This window comes from Saccharomonospora azurea NA-128, from assembly GCF_000231055.2.
Classification (GTDB): domain Bacteria; phylum Actinomycetota; class Actinomycetes; order Mycobacteriales; family Pseudonocardiaceae; genus Saccharomonospora; species Saccharomonospora azurea.
This window is the reverse complement of record NZ_CM001466.1, coordinates 540,012-558,120: the sequence shown is the minus strand read 5'-3', so window position 1 is coordinate 558,120 and position 18,109 is coordinate 540,012. Positions and strand designations below refer to the sequence as shown.

General features: G+C 69.2%; 15 protein-coding genes and 1 pseudogene. 5 read left to right on the top strand and 11 right to left on the bottom strand.

The window, feature by feature from the left end:
* Positions 1-702: site-specific integrase (locus SACAZDRAFT_RS02595; RefSeq protein ID WP_005438383.1), on the top strand; the 702-nt coding region annotated here is incomplete at its 5' end.
* A 27-nt stretch (positions 703-729) separates the two neighbouring features.
* Here SACAZDRAFT_RS02595 and SACAZDRAFT_RS02590 read toward each other — a convergent pair.
* Together SACAZDRAFT_RS02590 and SACAZDRAFT_RS02585 are read right to left on the bottom strand one after the other, a co-directional pair.
* On the bottom strand, positions 730-1,062 hold the full coding sequence (locus SACAZDRAFT_RS02590) for a hypothetical protein (RefSeq protein WP_005438382.1): 333 nt from the start codon (positions 1,060-1,062) through the stop codon (positions 730-732).
* A gap of 22 nt (positions 1,063-1,084) precedes the next feature.
* Positions 1,085-1,465 carry an ArsR/SmtB family transcription factor gene (locus tag SACAZDRAFT_RS02585; RefSeq protein WP_005438381.1) on the bottom strand — a complete coding sequence of 127 codons (381 nt, stop codon included), beginning with the start codon at positions 1,463-1,465 and terminating at the stop codon, positions 1,085-1,087.
* 121 nt (positions 1,466-1,586) lie between these two features.
* Between SACAZDRAFT_RS02585 and merA the strand changes: the two genes are divergently transcribed.
* The 3 genes from merA to merB all read left to right on the top strand — a co-directional run bounded on the left by merA (position 1,587) and on the right by merB (position 4,198).
* Positions 1,587-3,023, top strand: a complete 1,437-nt coding sequence (gene merA / locus SACAZDRAFT_RS02580; protein ID WP_005438380.1) for a mercury(II) reductase — start codon at positions 1,587-1,589, stop codon at positions 3,021-3,023.
* Between the two features lie 19 nt (positions 3,024-3,042).
* Entirely contained in the window at positions 3,043-3,483 is a 441-nt protein-coding gene (locus SACAZDRAFT_RS02575) for a MerR family transcriptional regulator (protein ID WP_005438373.1), read from the top strand.
* Between the two features lie 73 nt (positions 3,484-3,556).
* The gene (merB, locus tag SACAZDRAFT_RS02570) at positions 3,557-4,198 is read left to right on the top strand and encodes an organomercurial lyase MerB (protein WP_005438372.1); all 642 of its coding nucleotides are present in this window, start codon (positions 3,557-3,559) and stop codon (positions 4,196-4,198) included.
* On the opposite strand, the gene SACAZDRAFT_RS02565 is transcribed toward merB, so the two are convergent.
* From SACAZDRAFT_RS02565 to SACAZDRAFT_RS02555, 3 genes are all read right to left on the bottom strand, one after another.
* Positions 4,132-4,410 (bottom strand): MFS transporter, encoded by a 279-nt coding sequence (locus tag SACAZDRAFT_RS02565; RefSeq protein WP_232286411.1) that lies wholly within the window; start codon positions 4,408-4,410, stop codon positions 4,132-4,134. The genes merB and SACAZDRAFT_RS02565 overlap by 67 nt on opposite strands.
* Positions 4,411-4,581: 171 nt before the next feature.
* Positions 4,582-7,041 carry a heavy metal translocating P-type ATPase gene (locus SACAZDRAFT_RS02560; RefSeq protein ID WP_005438370.1) on the bottom strand — a complete coding sequence of 820 codons (2,460 nt, stop codon included), beginning with the start codon at positions 7,039-7,041 and terminating at the stop codon, positions 4,582-4,584.
* Positions 7,038-7,259, bottom strand: coding sequence for a heavy-metal-associated domain-containing protein (locus SACAZDRAFT_RS02555; RefSeq protein WP_005438369.1), 222 nt, complete (start codon positions 7,257-7,259; stop codon positions 7,038-7,040). The genes SACAZDRAFT_RS02560 and SACAZDRAFT_RS02555 overlap by 4 nt, the downstream gene beginning before the upstream one ends.
* Positions 7,260-7,372: 113 nt before the next feature.
* Here SACAZDRAFT_RS02555 and SACAZDRAFT_RS02550 point away from each other — a divergent pair, with 113 nt between their 5' ends.
* Positions 7,373-7,798, top strand: coding sequence for a MerR family transcriptional regulator (locus tag SACAZDRAFT_RS02550; RefSeq protein ID WP_005438367.1), 426 nt, complete (start codon positions 7,373-7,375; stop codon positions 7,796-7,798).
* A 94-nt stretch (positions 7,799-7,892) separates the two neighbouring features.
* On the opposite strand, the pseudogene SACAZDRAFT_RS02545 reads toward SACAZDRAFT_RS02550, so the two are convergent.
* The 6 genes and pseudogenes from SACAZDRAFT_RS02545 to SACAZDRAFT_RS23590 all read right to left on the bottom strand — a co-directional run.
* Positions 7,893-10,967, bottom strand: a pseudogene (locus SACAZDRAFT_RS02545) (Tn3 family transposase); the annotation flags it as partial.
* A 120-nt stretch (positions 10,968-11,087) separates the two neighbouring features.
* Positions 11,088-13,796 (bottom strand): hypothetical protein, encoded by a 2,709-nt coding sequence (locus SACAZDRAFT_RS02540; RefSeq protein ID WP_005438357.1) that lies wholly within the window; start codon positions 13,794-13,796, stop codon positions 11,088-11,090.
* Positions 13,797-13,969: 173 nt separating this feature from the next.
* Entirely contained in the window at positions 13,970-14,239 is a 270-nt protein-coding gene (locus tag SACAZDRAFT_RS02535; protein WP_005438356.1) for a hypothetical protein, read from the bottom strand.
* 132 nt (positions 14,240-14,371) lie between these two features.
* Positions 14,372-15,025 carry a DUF4913 domain-containing protein gene (locus tag SACAZDRAFT_RS02530; protein WP_005438355.1) on the bottom strand — a complete coding sequence of 218 codons (654 nt, stop codon included), beginning with the start codon at positions 15,023-15,025 and terminating at the stop codon, positions 14,372-14,374.
* A complete protein-coding gene (locus SACAZDRAFT_RS02525; protein ID WP_005438353.1) occupies positions 15,022-16,896 on the bottom strand; it encodes a type IV secretory system conjugative DNA transfer family protein in 1,875 nt (624 codons plus the stop codon). Before SACAZDRAFT_RS02525 ends, SACAZDRAFT_RS02530 begins: the two co-directional genes overlap by 4 nt.
* Complete coding sequence (locus SACAZDRAFT_RS23590) at positions 16,893-17,576, bottom strand: hypothetical protein (protein WP_232286346.1); 684 nt, start codon at positions 17,574-17,576, stop codon at positions 16,893-16,895. The genes SACAZDRAFT_RS02525 and SACAZDRAFT_RS23590 overlap by 4 nt, the downstream gene beginning before the upstream one ends.
* Between the last annotated feature and the right edge of the window lie 533 nt (positions 17,577-18,109).

The following is an 18,109-nucleotide window of genomic DNA, read 5'->3' as shown; positions in this document are numbered from 1 at the left end:
CGGGACCGCGGCCAGACCCCAGCCGTGCCGGGCTGGGCCAAGCGCCTGGCGACCCCGGACTCGGAGACCCCGGTGCGGTCCCGGCTGGCGATCGACCGGCTGGTGGCGCGCCGCGAGGTCGCGCTCCGGGAGAAGACGCTCTACCGGATGCTGTACGAGACTGCTGCCCGAGCCGAGGAGATCCTCGACCTCAACATCGAGAACCTCGATCTGGCCGGACGCCGCGCCCCGGTGAAGGCCAAGGGTGCCCGGGCCAAGTCCCGCCGCCGGGGTCAGGCGCGCGAGGACGTCGTGCTGGAGACGGTCTACTGGGACGCCGGCACCGCCCGGCTGCTGCCGCGGCTGCTCAAGGGCCGCACCCGCGGCCCTGTCTTCGTTACCCACCGCCGCCCTGGACCGGGCAAGGTTCTCAGTCCCCGCGACGTGTGCCCGGACACGGAGCTGACTCGGCTGTCCTACGGCCAGGCCCGCGCCCTGCTCGATGCCCACACCGCGTTGCGCGGTCCGGGCACAGGGTGGGATCTGCACGAATTCCGTCACTCCGCGCTGACTCACCTCGGTGAGCAGGGCGCATCCCTGCTGCTGTTGATGGCGAAGTCCCGGCACAAGAAGCCGGAGAACGTCCGCCGCTACTTCAAACCCTCCGACCAGGCGTTGGCCGAGGTCACCAGCCTGCTCGCACCCGGCGACAGCCGCCGCTGAAAGCCGCAGGGGTGGGCGGGTGAGTCGTCATCGGTTGTCCGGGCCTTCCCGGTCGGCCGGGAAGTGCGGGCGGTCCTGGTCGGCGGGGGTTTGGGGCGATTCAGTGGGCGGGCGGCAGGCATCGCGGCCCAAGCGGCGGCGACGCACGATCGCGGTGATCGCGGCGGCCACCAGCACGACGGCGGCGGCGATCAGCCAGGGGTTACCCAGGAGTCCACCGATCCCGGCGAGCGCGCCGCCAGCGATCAGGACGGGCAGGGCGCAGCAGGCGATCATCAGCAGGGCGAAGCCGATCCCGGCGGCCGTGCCGGCTCCGGAGGGCTCGTTGTTGCGGCCGGGGGGCCGGTGGATGGCGGGCATGGCCGGACTCTCCTTGCAGGTCTCAGTCCTGGCTGTCGGGGATGCGGGTGCAGCAGGTCAGGGCGGCGGCGTTGTCCGCGGCCAACGAGCGGGCCAGCACGACTAGGTCCGCCACACGCGGGTCGCCGACGGAGTAGCGCAGCTTCTTGCCGTCGCGGCGGGCGGTGACGTAGCCGCAGTCGACCAGGCAGGACAGGTGCACCGACACGCGGGGCTGCGAGATTCCGGCGTGCTCGACGCACTCGGCGGAGGTGCGCTCGCCGCGCAGGATGAACTCCAGCAGCTTCAGCCGGATGGGATCTGATAGGGCGCGGAAGAACTTCGCCACCGTGTCCAGGTGCGTGCACGGCACCTGGTCGGCAGTTGAGACGGCTGGGGCGGTGATGTTAAGGCGCTGGGGCATACGGGTGGCCTCCACAACTGGAACTATTCGCCTATCCGAATAGTATGGTGGCAGTGACCTATTCGGCAAGCCGCATAGCAACTGGCCCGGAATGCCGGGCTCCGCACGAGGAGGCAGCATCGTGACCTGGACGGAATCCGGCTTCGACCTGGCAGTGCTCGGCTCCGGCTCGGCGGCGTTCGCCGCCGCCATCGCCGCCGTAGGCCAAGGCCGACGAGTGGTGATGGTCGAGCGCGGCACCACCGGCGGCACCTGTGTCAACGTCGGCTGCGTGCCGTCGAAGGCGCTGCTGGCCGCTGCCGAGGCCCGCCACGGCGCTGAGGCGGCCGGACGCTTCCCTGGGCTCGGCGCCGCAGAACCGCCGGTCGGCTTCGCGGAGTTGATTGGTGGCAAGGATGCCCTGGTCGATCAGCTGCGGGCAGAGAAGTACACCGACCTCGCAGCCGAGTACGGCTGGGAGATCGTGCGCGGCACCGCCGCCTTCACCGGAAGCACCGACGCCCCGGTGCTGGACGTCGTGCTCAACGATGGCGGCAGCCGCCGCATCGAGGCCGCCCACTACCTGGTCGCGACCGGCTCCGCCCCCTGGGCCCCGCCCGTCGACGGCCTGGACGAGGCCGGATACCTGACCTCCACCACCGCGATGGAGCTCGACCGCCTGCCGGAGTCGATGGTGGTCGTGGGCGGCAACGCAGTCGGCTTGGAGCAAGCCCAGCTGTTCGCCCGCCTCGGCACTCGCGTGACCGTCGTCGAGGCGCTGGAGAGGCTCGCCCCATTTGAGGAGCCCGAAGTCTCCGCCGCGATCGAGGAGGTCTTCACCGGCGAGGGCATCGCCGTGCACACTGGTGCCACGCTGGCTGCCGTTCGGCGCGACGAGCACGGCTACATCCTCACCGCCGACTGCGGCGGCGCCCCCATCGAGCTGCGGGCCGAGCAGCTGCTGATCGCCACCGGCCGCCGCCCGGTCACCGCAGGACTGAACCTCGACGCGGTAGGGGTGAAGACCGGCACGCGTGGCGAGGTCGTCGCCGACGAGTTCCAGCGCACCACCAACGAACGCATTTGGGCCGCGGGCGACGTCGCCGGGGGCCCGCAGTTCGTGTACGTGGCGGCCGCTCAGGGCACGCTGGCCGCCGAAGGCGCCATCGCCGGCGCGGGCCGCACCCTGGACTACACAGCGCTGCCGCGGGTGACGTTCACCAGCCCGGCCATCGCCGCGGTCGGCATGACCGACGCCGAAGTGGCCGAAGCCGGAATCCGTTGCGAGTGCCGCACTCTGCCGCTGGCGCATGTGCCGCGCGCGCTGGCCAACCGGGACGCCCGGGGCCTGGTCAAACTCGTCGCCGACGCCAGCACCGGGCGTGTGCTCGGCGTTCACGTGATCGCCGACGGCGCCGGGGACATCATCACCGCCGCCACCTACACGATCAGCGCCGGAATGACCGTCGACCAGCTCGCCCGCACCTGGGCGCCGTACCTGACCATGGCAGAAGCCCTCAAACTGGCCGCCCAGACCTTCACCACGGATGTCGCCAAGCTCTCCTGCTGTGCAGGCTGAACCCGAAGAGGGAGGGAAGATGCCCAGGGAAGCGCACAAGTCCCGGCCGATGACGGTCGGTGAGCTGTCCCGCCGCACCGGCGTGAAGGTCAAGGCCCTGCGCGGGTACACCGACTCGGGGCTGATCTACACCCTCGGCCGCAGCCAAGCCGGCTACCGCCTGTACGACACCGACGCCCTGTGGTGCGTGCGGTTCATCGGCGAACTGCGCGGGCTCGGACTGACCGTGGCCGAGATCCGGGAACTAACCGCCGCCTGGGCCGACGGCAGGGTTCGGCCGGTCGGCTCGCACCTGGCCGAGCTGCTGCACCGCTCCCGCGAGCGGCTGCGAGAGCGCATCGCCGCCCAGCAGCAGATCCTCGATCGGATCGAGAAGTTCGAAAGCGAGCACCAGCAGCACCTCGCGGACGGCGACCTGTGCTGGGCCGGTGATCCCCGCGGCTGCGACGCGCGAGCTTGACCCTCACCCCAGGGACAGACCCTACGGTCGGCGGCATCGGACCCATCCACCTCACGGAAGGGAAGGACCCGCCGTGGACACCGACACCCAGACACTCGCCAACCGCTTCACCGACACCGTCAACCGCGCCCCCGGTGTGAAGCTATGGCTGCTGCGCCCCCTGCTGACACTGCTGGCCACCGGCGAGCCGGTCACCATCGAGCAGCTCGCGAGCCAGGCCGGCCGCACCGCCGAGGAGATCCGCGAGGCGCTGGCCGACATGCCCGACACCGAGTACGACTCCGAAGGCCGCATCATCGGCAACGGGCTGACCCACAACCCCACCCCGCACCGCTACCAGACCGGAGACCGCACCCTGTACGCCTGGTGCGCCATGGACACCCTGGTCTTCCCGGCCATCATCGGCCACACCGCCCATGTCACCTCCCCCTGCCGGGCCACCGGGGAACCGGTCCGCCTGACCGTGACCCCGGGCGGACTCACCGGCGTGGAGCCCGCCGGTGCCGTCGTCTCCCTGGTCACCCCCGACGCGCCGACCTCGGTCCGCGCCGCGTTCTGCAACCAGGTCCACTTCTTCGCCAGCACCGACGCCGCCAAGGATTGGCTCACCGAGCACCCCGACGCACAGGCCCTGCCCGTCACCGACGCCTACGACGTCGGACGCCCCCTCATCGAGCAGATCCTCTCCGGCACCGCCCCGAACGGCTGCTGCTGAACCGGGCTTGTCGATCCGGGCCGCCTGGCTAGCGCGGTGAGGGCGGCCAGTGAGCCGAGGATGACCGGTCGGCGTCCGAGGTGTTCGGAGACTGGTCCCCACACCAGCACCATCGCGCCGTAGGGGATCAAGTAGGCGGGCACGGCCAGCCCGACTAGGTCGGGCGAGGTGTGGAAGACCTCGCCCAACCTTGGGATCAGCGGGGCGACCATGAAGATCTGCGCGAAGATCACAAACGCCGCCGGGGTCAGTAGCGCCAGCATCCCGCGGGGAGCAGCGGGTTTTGTCAGTTGATCAGACACGTCAATTCCTGTGTGAAGGTCCAGGGGAGGGCTGTCCCTGAACCGGTTGCTGTGCGGTCAGACCCGGTGTTGCGTGACTGATCAGGCCACGGTCCGCTCGGCGGATTGCTGGTCTGCTGGGCCGCGGGCGCGGCCGACGCTGGTGATGGCGTTGATGAGCAGCGAGGGGCGGGTGCCGAAGGAGTTGAGGAAGATCGTGGTCACCGAGGCGGCCATGGCGACCATGGCCCACACCGGGGAGATCAGCCCGGTGGAGGCCAGCGGGATGCCCAGGCCGTTGAAGGTGAACGCCAAGCCGACGTTGGTGCGGGTGCGCCGGTAGGCGCGGGCGCTGATCTCACGGGCGTCGAGTACCGCGGTGACGTCCTCGCGCAGCAGGACGATGTCGGCGGATTCCACGGCGATGTCGGTGCCGCCGCCTGCGGCGAGGCCCACGTCGGCCTGCATCAGGGCGGGGGCGTCGTTGATGCCGTCGCCGACCATGGCCACCCGGGTGCCGCCGGCCTGCAGCTCGCGCACGATCTCGGCCTTGCCGTCCGGGCGCACCCCGGCGTGCACCTGCTCGATGCCGAGTTGGCCGGCGACGTGGCGTGCGGCACGCTGGTTGTCGCCGGTGACCAACACCGGCTCCATCCCCGCCCGGCGCATGGCCGCGACCGCCTCGGCGGCGTCGGGCCGCACCTGGTCGCCCAGTGCGATCGCACCCTGCAGCACCTGGTCGGCGGCCACCGCGATAACGGTGTGCCCGGCGGCTTCCTGCTCGGTGATCCAGTCCGACAACTCAGCCAGGTCCACGCCGGTGTCGGTGAGCAGTCCGGGGCGGCCCACCAGGACGTGGTGGCCGTCGACGGTGGCGCGCACCCCGGAACCGGTCATCGACTCGAAGTCGTGCGCCTGCGCCACGGTCACGCCCGCCTCCTCGGCGGCGGCCATGACAGCGCGGGCCAAGGGGTGTTCGGAGTGGTGCTCGGCCGCGGCGGCCAGCGCCAGCACGGCGGCAGTGTCGCCGTGGGTGGAGGCGACGGCCCGCACGGTGGGGCGGCCTTGGGTGAGGGTGCCGGTCTTGTCCAGCACGATGCGGCGCACCAGCCGGAAGGTCTGGAAGGCTTCCCCGGTGCGCATGACGATGCCCCGGTCGGCGGCGTGCCCGGTGCCGCGCACGATGGCCAGCGGCGCGGCGATCCCGACCGCACACGGGTAGCCCATCACCAGCACGCCCAGTGCGGCGAACACCGCCCGGTGCACGTCCGGTTGCCCGGAGAGCGCCCAGCTCGCGCCGAGCCAGGCCACCAGTGCGGTCGCGGCCACGGTGAGCACGGTGGGCGTGTAGATGCGCAGCACCCTGTCGACGAGGTGCAGGATGCCGGGCTTGAGCGCCCGGGCGTCCTCCACGTGGCGCACTACCTGGGCCAGGAAGCCTTCCGCTCCGGTCGCGGTGACCTCGATCAGCAGGCTGCCGGTGCCGTTGATCGCCCCGCCGACGACCTCCTCGCCCGGTCCACGTTCGGCCGGTACCGGTTCCCCGGTGACCAGCGAGAAGTCGATGGCCGAGTAGCCAGAGCGGATGCGCCCGTCCAGGGGGATGCGCTCGCCGGGCCGCACCCGCACGAGCTGGCCCACCTCCACCTGCTCGACGGGCACCTCGGACTCGGCGGAGTCGGTGACCAGCCGGGCCAGGTCGGGCTGCAGGTCCAGCAGTTTCTTGATCGACTGGCTGGAGCGGGTCTTGACCAGCAGCGACAGCCACTCCGAGAAGATGTGGTAGGTCGCTACGATCGCTGCCACCGCGAAGAACTCCGCGGTCGGATAATCCGTCAGGACGCCGGTCAGGCCGATGATGCCGCCGGTGATGCCGGCGAACGCGCCGATCTCCAGCAGCACGTGCTGGTTGAGGATGCCGCGGCGGGCGGACTGATACGCCATCCGCAGAATGTGCGGGGCCACCCCGAACACCATCACCCCCGCCAGCCCGGCGGCGATCCACCCGGTCACCGGCGGCTCCAGCCACCCCGCGAAACGAGCGGCCAAGGCCAGCGCGCCAGGGGCGGCGACCGCGGCCGCCCACCCGGCCGCCCGCGCCCGCCCGGCGGGGCGCAAGATCGAAAACACCAGCGCGAGCGCCCCGACCAGCAGGGTGGCGCACGCGATCGTCCACCAGCCCTCGGCGATCTGCACCATCGCGGCCAGACTCACGCCGATCGCGGTGAACAGCCGTTTGCCCTCGCGCAGCAGGTCACGCTCTTCGTCTTCGAAAGCCCGCAGCTTGCGCGGGTCATACAGCTCATAGCCGATATCCCGCAGCGTGCCCAAGATCTGCTGGGGCGAGACACGTGCGGGCTCGTAGTCGACCAGAGCCTGCTCGTGGGTCAGGCTCACCGCCACCGTTTCGACCCCGTCCAGCCGCCCCAGGGCTTTCTCGATCGTGCCGGTGCACAGCGAGCAGTGCAGCCCCGCGATCCGGGCGCGAATCCGCTCATGCCCCGGCGTGGGACTGGGCTCGGTGGCCCACAACTCCGACTGGTCCGCGATGGCCGTGCTCACTGGTTCGCCCCCTCGACGACCTCGTAACCGGCGGTGGCCAGCCGCTCGACCAGCACACCGCGATCGGCCAGTTCCGGGCCGATGCGGACCCGCACCGCACCGGTGGTGTGATCCGCGGTGACCTCCCGCACTCCCTCGACGCGGCGCAGCACCGCGTCGATGCGCTGCTCACAGCCGCCGCATGACATCCCCGACACCTGCAACACCAACGTGTCCATGACCACGCACTCCGTTCTTCTGACCTGTGGTTTTCAGTCTCGAACGCACGCTAGAACCTTGCCCCAGGGGTAAGGTCAAGGCGGAACGCTCAGCCACGCGAGAGGGGGTCGTTATGGACATGACCGTGGGTGCTGCGGCCAAGGCGGCAGGAGTGAGTGCGAAAGCGGTCCGGCTCTGGGAATCCAAAGGGCTCCTGCCGCCCGCCGAACGCACCGAGGCCGGCTACCGCCTGTTCAGCGACGACGACGTTGTCGTGCTGCGGTTCATCCGCCAGGCCAAAACCCTCGGACTGACACTGCCGGAGATCAAAACCATCATCGACCTGCAGCGCGACGGGGCCGCGCCGTGCGGGCGGGTCACCGAACTTCTCGACGCCCACATCGCCGAGATCGACCGCACCCTGACCGAACTGCGTCAGCTTCGCCGCTCGCTGGCCACCGCCCGCCGGACCGCCCGCGAGGGCCAGCGCCGCGGCGAGAACGCCATCGTCTGCCGCATCATCGAAAACCACACCAGCGCCGACGACAGCGCTACCTAAACCGAGGGGGTAAGCCCTGACGGACCTACCCCCTCGGGGGCCACGCCGGCGCCGTGCCGAACCGACCCGGACACTCGCAACCTGTCTCAGTCGGTCTCGTCTTCGTCGGGGCCGCCGGGTCGCGCAGGGGTCGCAGCCCCCCGGCCAGCTCCGGGGTCAGGAACGAGTAACGGCCGAGCATGTTGATGTGGTGCCGCACGAAGGGTGAGAGCCGGGCGGCGTCTTCGTCGCGGACCTCGTAGCCCCCGGCCCGCAGCTCGGCGATCGCGGCGTCGAGGTAGCGGGTGGTGAACAACACCAGCGCGTTGAGGACCAGGCCGAGGGCGCCGAGCTGGTCTTCCATGCCTTCGTAGTAGCGCTGCCGCAATTCGCCCCGTTGGCCGTGGAAGATCCGCCGCGCGAGGGCGTGGCGGCCTTCCTGGAGGTTGGCCTGGGCTTTGATGTCGCGGCGGTAGCCGGTGTCGTCGACCATCCGCAGCACGTGCAGGGTCTTCTCGATGCGCCCGTAGTGGGCGATCGCCTCACCGAGCGGGGTGGGATGGCCGTCGCGGGACAGCATCCGGATCACATCGTGCGCGCGGACGGCGCCGGTGTGGATAGAGGCGGTGACACGCAGGATGTCCTCCCAGTGCCGCCGCACCCGCTCCAGATCGATCCGACCCCGGGCCGCCGTGGTGAACGGGCCGTAGTCAGCGCGGGTGTCGATGCGCCACAGCTTCTGATCCGGCAGGTCCGCCAGCTGCGGCGCGTAGGTGAACCCCGCCAAGGTGAGAAGACCGAACACAATGTCGGAGTAGGAGGCGGTATCGGTGACGATCATCTGCGGCTTCTGCCCGCCGTCGCGGTCGTAGAGCACGTCCAGGACGTGCAGGGAGTCGCGCGGGGTACCGGCCACGACTTTCCCGGCGAGCCCGGCGGCCTGGTCGTTGATCATGTTCAGCCAGGTCGCGCCCCGTTTCTGGCCCCAGTAATGGGGATTGTGGCGGGCGTTGATGGTCTGCACCGGCACGACGAAGCGCATCCCGTCCACGCTGGCCACGTGCCCGCCGCCCCAGGTCTGCGCGAGCCCGATACGGGCCTGGTGCTCGATCAGGGCACCGTTGGCGGCTTTGAGCGTGCCCATCCGCAGGTAGGTCGCGTCCACGTGCGCGAGCCGGTCGCGGGTCAGCGCCGGGACACTCGGCTTGATGACCGGGGTCCAGCCGATATTGCACGACTCGCTCACCAGCAGCGCGGCGATGCTGATGTGCAGGTCGGCCAGGCGGGCTTCGCCGCCGGTGATCGAGGTGAACGCCTGGTCGGCGCCGGTCCAGGAGAAGACCTCCAGCAGCACCTCGGGGAGGTCGACGCGGGGCAGCATCCGGTTGGTCAGGACCCGCAGGTTCTCCAGGCTCGGCGGCTCCGCCTCCGCGGGCAGCGCGGCCAGGTGCAGGCGGCCGTGCTCGTCGAAGCGCACCGCGGTGTTGTCGGGCAGCCCGGCGGTGACCTCGCGGAAGGTGGCATCCAGCAGCTCGGCGCGTTCGTCGAGGTGCTCGTCCGGGGCGGGTGGCAGGTTCAGGCTGGCCAGCACCACCGGCTTCGCCATGTTCCATGCGCTCCCGGCGAGGAGTTTGGCGCGCGGGTCGCCCCACTTGCTGGAGTTGACCGCGAAGATGTCCCGGCGCCGCAAACAGCGGTGGAACTGTTCCAGCACGCAGAACGTGTAGGCGCGCCAGTCCACCGTGCCCGGCTCGAGCTCCGGTGCGTGCAGCACCAGGCGGCGCCAGGAGCCGATCAGCAGCTGTTCGTCGATTTCGGAGCGGTCGACCTTGTTGCGGCCGCCGCCCCACAACTTCGGCAGATCCCGCAACGCCGCCAGCACCCGCTGCCCGTCCGGGGCCGCACCGAATCGGATCACCTCGCACAACAGCGGCAGGAACGGCCGCACCGTGGCAAACCGCTTCACCAGCACCGCCCGCCACGCCTCATCGGCATCCGAGTCCGGCGGACCGGCGAGTTCGACCACGGCGACTAGCGCCTCGGCGAGCTCGGAGCGGGGCACCACGGCCTCGATCTCGGCCCATACCTGTGCCAAGCTCACCGGCTCGACGGTGTCGCCGTCGTCGGCGGCCTGCTCGGCGAGATCGTCGTGCACGCCGGTGACCTCCAGCAGCACACCGAGTGCGGCCGCGAGCTTCGCCGATGCCTTGCCGAGTTTGGGCAGGGTGCGCAGCTTCTCCTTGGCCGATTCCCGCTCCGCACGGGCCAGCAGTTTCGAGGCGATCAGCACGTCCAGCAGGTCCAGGGCGTCATCGACCGCCCGGGTCTGCAAGTAGGTCACTGTGGCCAGAAGCGTCGCCGCCCGCCGGGAATCACCGTGACGGCGCAGCAGACTGGCCTTGCCCTGCACCCCGTACCGCGACAACTCGGCCAGCCGGCGCGGTGGCACCACCTCGGTGTCGACCTCGGCGAACCCCAGCCCCAGGATCTCCGCGGCCCGCTGCAACGCGTCGACCATCGCCGGACCCGACACCCGCACCGGCGGCCGCCGCAGCCGATCCAGGTGCGAATTCCGTTGCGCATCAGGGACTTCCAGCAGCCCGTCTAGGGCGGCGCGCTGGTCGTCGTCGAGGAGATCGTGCAGCGTTTCCCATAACCGCTGGTTCGCCGCCTCCCGGCACGACCCGACCACCCGCGCCAGTCTGGTCACGCCCGGCAGCAGCACTTTTCGCTCGCGCAGCCAGCCCACCGCAGCATTGAACAGCGCTTTCGGCCCGTCGCCGGTGGTCCACGCCCGGGCGTCGAGCCACTCGCTCAGTTCGCTGATGACCTCGGAGAAGTCCCGCCAGCCCTCAGCGTTCTGGATCTCCCCAGCGTGGGTGCGCGCGGTGCCGTCCCGCTCGCCGTAGTCCTTCAAACACGACGGATCGGAGATCTCCAACTGCTCGGCCAGGTACTCGGCCACCTCCACCGGAACCTGACGCGGGTCCGGCATGAACCGTCCGAGGTAACGAACGCTGGTCAGCTGGATCGCGAACCCGAGCCGGTTATGCGGTCGGCGCTTGCCCTGCACCAGCTCCCGGTCCGCGTCATCCAGGAAGAAGTACCGCTCCAGCTCGCCCCGAGGCAGCGACTCGGGGAACGCCCCGTGCGCAGCTGCCTGTTCATCCGACAGGAACTCGACTGCCACAACAGCCCTTTCCAAGATCGACAACAAATGACCTCGGAAGACTCCAGCACCGCGTCACCGCAGGTCAACGCGGCGGCAAACCGAGAGAACGCTTAGCGCACGATCCGACACGGATGTTCCTCAAACCCCCATCCCGACGATGATTTCAAGGGTCTTGCCGGCGCCGACGTCGTGCACCAGGCCGGTGGCGGGCTGGTAGATGATGCGGGCCACCGCTTCCTTCTGGTGTGGACGCAACGGGGGGGCCGTCTGAGACAGGCCCGGCAGGGACAGCTCCACGCTGGAGAAGTCCGCGGGAATCTCGGCGTTGAATAGCTCGTTGTAGCGGCGCATCACGCTCGCCGCGCGGCTGGTGTCTTCCCAGATCCAGTCGGCGAATCGGTCACCGATCTCGGCCGCCTTGTCTTGCGCGTTTTCCGTTGCCTCAACATCGAGGACCTCGCGTTCGGAGCCCTCGACCTCAATGGTCTTCTTGACCTGGATCGGGGCGCCGATGAGCAGTTTCTCGGTCAGCTGGTAGGCATCCAGTCCGCCGCCACCCCAGATTTCGGTAGCCGCGACGCGCACCGATTTCCGGTAATCCTTGTTGTCGATGGTCCACATGCCTGCGGCCGACTCGACAGTTACTGTGCGATCCCCGAGGACTTCGCGCAGGAACGCTTGCACGTACTCCGGGCCGATCCAGGAGCCGATACGGACCTCGATGTCCTCCGGTCCCAGGTCCTTCGGGACGACGCGTCGCAGGGCGGCGACGTTGACCTTGAACACGGGATTGTCGGCGGCCGCGAGTTCGGCGCGGGCGAGTTTCTGACGCACGTTTCCCGACAGATACAGCGGAGCCCACACCGGTTCCCCGGTGTCGGGGTCGTCGTAGACCATCTCCCCCAGTGCCGCGCGCGCTTCCTGCGGCCCCGGCAGGCCCAGCAGGTCGGCGATGACGTGGAGATCGACGCGGGAATGGGTGTCCAAGCAGATCGACAGCGCCTCCTCGGCGGTCTCGGCGCCGAGTCGTTCTGGGACTGGGTTGATCACACGCCGGAGGAAGATGTCGGCTTTGCGGGCGGTCTGGGTGCTGGGGTCGAACTTCTCCAGGGCGCGCACATAGTTGGCGAACGGGTCATCACTGAATCCGCCCTGCGGGGGCCGCATGGTGATCTCGTTGCGCAGACCGAGCTCGTCGAGATCGACCATGTCGTTCGTCTTCTGCGGAGCTTGCGCAATGACCTCGCCAGCAGCCTGCACCACTTCCTCAGGCATTCGAAGGTCTTCTTGATCTGCCCTTCGCAAGAGGTCGAGTGGTGTGTGCTCCTCTAACAGCTGGCGGCGTTTCTCCTCCGGGTCGCTGTGGTGCTTGGCAAGCTTTGTGGCGGCCTTGCCGACTTCACGTTCGAAGGCGCGGGTGTGGGCTTTGGTGATGGAGTCCAGATGGCGGGACAAGATGTCTTGTCCGACTCCGGCGCGGCGGAGGTCTTCAAAGTAGAGGCGCAGGTCGTCGGGGTTGGCGGGAATGCTCTCGTAGCCGCGCTGCTCGCACCACTGCCGGAACACATGCCAGCCCTGGCGGGCCTGCCGACGAACGGTGAAGCGGTTGATCGCCCCGTACTGCTCGCTGTAGGCCTCGTAGCGGCTGTTCAGCTCCGCGCGCAGCCCGGTGATCTCGCTGGTGTCGTCCACACTGGCTTGCTCAGCCTTGATCAACGCCATCGCGGTGTCGCGCAGGCCGAGCAAGGCTCGCAGTTCGTCGGCCTGTTTCGCTAGTGGCGTGTAGGGCTGGTCAGCGCTGGCGACTCGGCGGGTGAAGGTGCCGTCGGGTCGGGCAGCCAGAAATCCTTCGAACCGGGCGGCCTCGGGGTCCACGACCGAGACGGTCGTGGTCGGGCGCGTCTCGACTGGTGTCTCCGGCGGGGGTGTCATGCCCAGTCCCCGCTCGAGCGCATCAGCCGCCACACGCTCCACCACTGCGGCCAGCCGTTCAGGCAGGTCGGCGAGCTCGCCGTGGACCACGAGCTCGTCGGCGCTGAACCGGCCGCGCCCCACCTTCAGATCCCCGAGCACGTGCTCGGGGTGGTCGAGGAAGTAGCGGTTGATCTCGATCTCAGGGCCGTCGTCGCCGAGCGTGGTGTGCACCACGCGTTCCCAGGCTTCGGTATTGAGGGCAGGGCGTTCGGGTTCGCGGCGACGAAAGATCAGCAGGTCGGTGACGACCTCTGTTCCGGCGGCGCGGCGGTGCGCTCCGCTGGGCAATCGGATGGCGCCGACCAGGTCAGCCAGCTGCGCCATCTCCCGCCGTGCGGCGGGGTTGCGCGCGTCCATGGTGTAGCGCGAGGTCAGCACCGCAACCAGCCCACCTGGGCGTGTCAGGTGGAGTGACTTGATGATGAAGTGGTTGTGCAGGGAGTGTTTTCCGGTGTTGTGCCGGGGGTCGTGCAGGGTGATGTTGGCGAACGGTACGTTGCCGACAGCCGCGTCGAAGCTTGCCTCGGTGGTGGTGATGTCGGCGAAGCTTGCGGTGTGAATGTCGGCGTGCGGGTAGAGTGCTGCGGCGATGGCCGCGCTGATGGGCTCGCGTTCGACGCCGACCATGCGGGCGGTGTCGGGAGCTAGGCCGATGAAATGGCCTGAGCCGCATCCGGGTTCCAGCACCGTGCCGCCGGGGAAACCGAGACGGGCAAGCCCTTCCCAGATCACTTCTACCAGTGCGGCGTCGGTGTAGTGGGCGTTGAGGGTGGAGCGGGCTGCGGCCCGGTACTGCTCGTCGGTGAGTAGTTCCCGTAGCTCGTCGCGCTGCGCGGTGAAGGTATCCAGGTGCTCGTCGAACAGTTGCGGCACCGCGCCCCATCCCGCCCACCGCGCTAAGACTTGCTGTTCACGCGGTGTGGCGGGGCGCGGCTGCGCGCCCTCACGCAACGACGCGAGTATCCGCAGGGCGTCTAAGTTGGCTTGGACGCGCGCTTTCTGCCCTGCTGGGCCCAGGTCGTCCTGGCCACGGGGACGGAAGCGGGCTAGCTGGTGGTCTCCGGGTCGGTGAAGATCATCTCCCGCAGCACTTCGTCCTCCACCGAGCTCTGCACGTTGTTGAGCAGCCCCAGGTTCGTCAGGTAGCTGTCGGTGGACTCCAGCGTGCTCTCCTGTGCCTGCCGCCTGCGGCGAATCTGGGTCTGTATTTGCTCGCCCAGCTGTGTGAAGAACCGCTTCGGATCCGTCAGTTCCGCCAGTTCCTGTGGCCTGGCCCGGCGCCAGTGCTCCCAGGCCATCGCCCCGTAGTGGTTCACGCTCGGTCCCCTTTGTGGTGTTGTTGTCGATCGTGTCCAATTGTGTCCCCCGAGCACGTTGGATGCGGTCGTTGTCGTTTGGCGTGGCGCGGGCACCGCCGCGGGGCGGGTGCGCCACTTAGCCAGGCACGGTCATGAGGTGTTCTCCCGGTCTGGCGGTGTGGGTTGGTCGGTGTCCAGGGCTTCGACAGCGTCGCTGTGGCGGCGGGGGTGGCAGGCGTAGAAGGGGCCGAAGGGTGAGGTCAGCGTCGCCATGTGTGGGTCCAGATGGTCGCGCAGGAACACCGAGAGCCAGGTGCTTGAGTCTTCGGCGGACAGTTCCTGCCAGGCCAAATACAGTGCGGTGAACCGGTCGACGGCCTCACTGTGGTGCCACCACTGGCGGCACCAGCGGATCCCGCCGCCTTCGCCGGTGGTGGTGGTCTTGCGCACCATCGGCGCGATATGGGTCTGTACCCACGCCGCCACCTGCTCCAGGTCGGGCAACTCGACCCCACCAGCAGCCGACGCTGCCTCCTCGGGCCCGGGGGGTGGGGGTGGCGCTGTGCTGGTGTCGACGATGCTGAGCTGGTGCTGACGCTGCGCCATCGCTTCCGCCAGCGCATCACCACCGTCGTCAACCGGTGTCCACGACACGTCGGTCAACACATCTTCGAGGGCGTCGAGGGCGTTGGCGTTGCGTTCGGTGGCATCGCCGAGGCGGCGCAGCTGTTCGGTCATAGCGAAGTGCTCCTGCTCCAACGCCGCCATCCGCCGCTGCAACGCCTCGTCCTCGCCGGCCGTCATCGCCGCTCCCCGACTGCATCGGCGCGTTCGTTCATCAACGCCGCGGCCACCGGGTTGTCCGGTCCCAGCGCCGAGATCGCGGCCTGCTGCACCTGAGCCGTGGCTTGGTGGGCGTGGGTGGTGATCTGCTCTTTTTCCTCGTCGGGCTCGGCATACCAGGGATGCAGTGTCAGCAACGCCGGGCGGCGGCCGGAGGTGAACAGCAACGCGCGGGTGCGGGGCAGGGCGGCGATGTCGGCCGCGGTCATGATCCGCTCGGTGCGCAGGGACCTCGACACCGACTGCCCGCCGGCGGAGTACGACGTCGAGGTTTCCTCGACTTTGTGGTCTCCGACCAGTCGGGAGAGGTCTTCGGTGAAGTCGGCGTCCTGCACGCCGGCGCCGATGGTTTTGATCGTGGCGGCCGACCACAGTGCGTCGAAGCCTTCCTTGCCCCAGACCGAGCGGCCTTGTTCGCGGGACTGGAGCACGACGGTGACCATCAGCCCGAGCGAGCCGAACCAACTCATCCAGTTCGGTAGCTCTGGCAGGCGCACGATGTTGGCGCACTCGTCCAGTTGCAGGGTGATCGGCGGGTCGAGGCGACCGCCGCGGGCGCTGGCGGCTTTGACCGCGATGTCGATGAGTTCGCCGACGATGGCGGCCACGATGGGGCGACCGCTGCCTTCGCCTTCGCGGGAGAGCAGATACAGCGTCGGGTGCTGGTCGCCGATGGTGGTGATCAGTTCCCACAGGTTGAGCTCGGGCACTGATTTCGTGCCGCGTGGCGGGTTCTCCCAGGTGGCGGGCGGGGTCACCCACCGCAGCAGTTCTTCGGAATCCAGGCATGCCAGGGCGGTGGCGACCCCTTCGAAGATTCCGCCTTTGGTTTCGGGTGGCAGCTCCAGGGTGGAGCGCAGACTGGCGGCTTGTGCGGCGAAGCCCGCGTTGTGGAGGTAGACGGCGGGTTCCTCAGCGCGGGTCGCCACCCACAGCACCACGTCGCGCAGTGTGTGCTGCGAGCACGCGGCCGCCAGCAGCAGTTGCCGCAGTGTCTTGGCCGCCGCGGGGGTGAAAAACGGGTCGGCTCGGTCGTTGCTGCCGCTGCCGCCGCCGACTTCCCGCATGAAGTAGCTCGCCAGCCGGGCCGCGGATTCCACGTCGCGCACCCCGGTCAGGGGGTTCCACCAGAACCCTTGCGGCTGGTAGGTGATGCGTTGCGGGTCGAACAGCCACACTGGCCCTACTCGGTTTCGCAGCCCTGCGGTCAGCACCCACACGTCGGGCTTGTTGCTGGTGGCGACCACCGGGCCCGGGGCGGCGATGATGTCGGGCACCACCTTGGCGGAGGTCTTGTTGCTGCGGGGCCCGCAGATCACCAGTGCGACATCCTCGTGGGATTTGAACAGGGTCGCCCCGGACACATCCCCCAGTGCCGCGCCGATCTCCCGCGCCGAGAGTGCGCTGGTCTTGGTCTCGGCCAGCGACGGCCGCAAGCCCTGCGCGCGTTTGGCCATCTCGGGCTGCTGCAGATCGGCGAACGCTTTGCGGGAGACCATCGCCTGCAGTCCGTTGCGCGGCCGTCGGCGCCGTGTCACCAGCACTGCCACGGCAACCGTCGCGGCCAACACGAGCACTGCCTGCACCGACAGTGTGCCGTAGAACAGCAGCCGGGAACCCTGTGGTCCGATCAGCCCGGCCACACCGTCGTTCTTCAGCGCACTCAGGACCTGCCCATAGTCGGGGGGCGTGAACCCGGCGCCGGCCGCGACGGTGGCGGCGACCCACAACGCGGCGATCACGACGAACACCAGCCCCATGCCGGCGACGATGACCCACGGCATCACGGGCATGGCGCCGCTGGCGTGCTGGCGGGTATTGGGGCTGGTCATCGCGCACCGCCCACGGGGGTGTGGAAGGCGGTGTCGGTGTTGTAGAGCTCGAGTTCAGCGCGGTTGAGGTGCATCCGCACCGGCAAGCCCGCGCGTTCCCCCGCTTTGATCAGATACAGGCCCCGCCCGGGGTGGCGATGTCCGGGTACCCAGGTGCCGGCACTCTGCCAGGACGCGAGCATGTCGGCTTCGCGGCTGGACAGGTTCACCGCCAGCGAGTCCACCTCGGTGGCGGGGAGCCCGCCGTAGACATGGATGGCACAGCGGGACGCGATCCCGCGGGCCTTGGCGCGGTCTTCGGAGCGTGGCAGCGCTTCCAGATCGTCCATCGAGTGCGTCAGGTAGACGCTGGCCACCCCTTTGTGCCGGTTCAGCCGGGTCATGCGGTCGGATTTTTCGACCAGTCCCGGTCCGGCGCGCAGGGCTCGCCACGCTTCGTCCTGGATCCACAGGATGTTCTTGCCGGTGCCTGCTTGTCGGGCTTCGATCATGCCCGCACCCCACGCCCACGAGCACAGCATCGCGGCGGCGACCACCTCGTCGGTTTCGTTGTCGAGCACGCTGATGTCCAACGAGGTGGCGGGTGAGCGCGGATCCAGGCGCGCGGTGCTGCGCCGGTCGAACAAGCCCCGCAGCGGGCCCTCGACCAGCAAGTCCAGTGCCGAGAGCACGTCACGCATGAGTTCGAAGTACCGTTCGGGGCGGCCGGACATGCGGGCGGCGTCCAACAGCGGGTACGGCGCTTGGTCCAGGACTTGCCGGACCTGCGGAATCGTGGGTTCTCCGTCGGTGGCTTCCTCTGTGGCCACGTCCAGAGCTCGGCTGAGGAGGTTGCGCTCGGTGGGGGTGGGGGGCCCGATCCAGCTCCAGCAGCAGCAGCCCTTCCAGCAACGCCGTCTGACGGGCCCGGATGGAGTCCCGGATCGCCTCCCGCTGTCGGCCTGCGGGCGTGGTGGCCAGCAGGTGGTGCAGGGGCCCCGGGTCCAACGGGTTGATCGCATCGAACCCGCGGCCGACCTTGATGACCGTCCCACCCAATCGGGAGATCAGCGGCGAGTATTCGCCCTTGACATCGGCGGGCACGAACATGGTCCAGCCCATCGCGCACAGCCCGGTGCCCAGGCGTTTGGCAAACGCCGACTTACCCACCCCAGGCTGGGCCTGAACCCAGATGCCGGTGTTGGTGACCAGGCCGGAGTTCAGCCAGTCACCA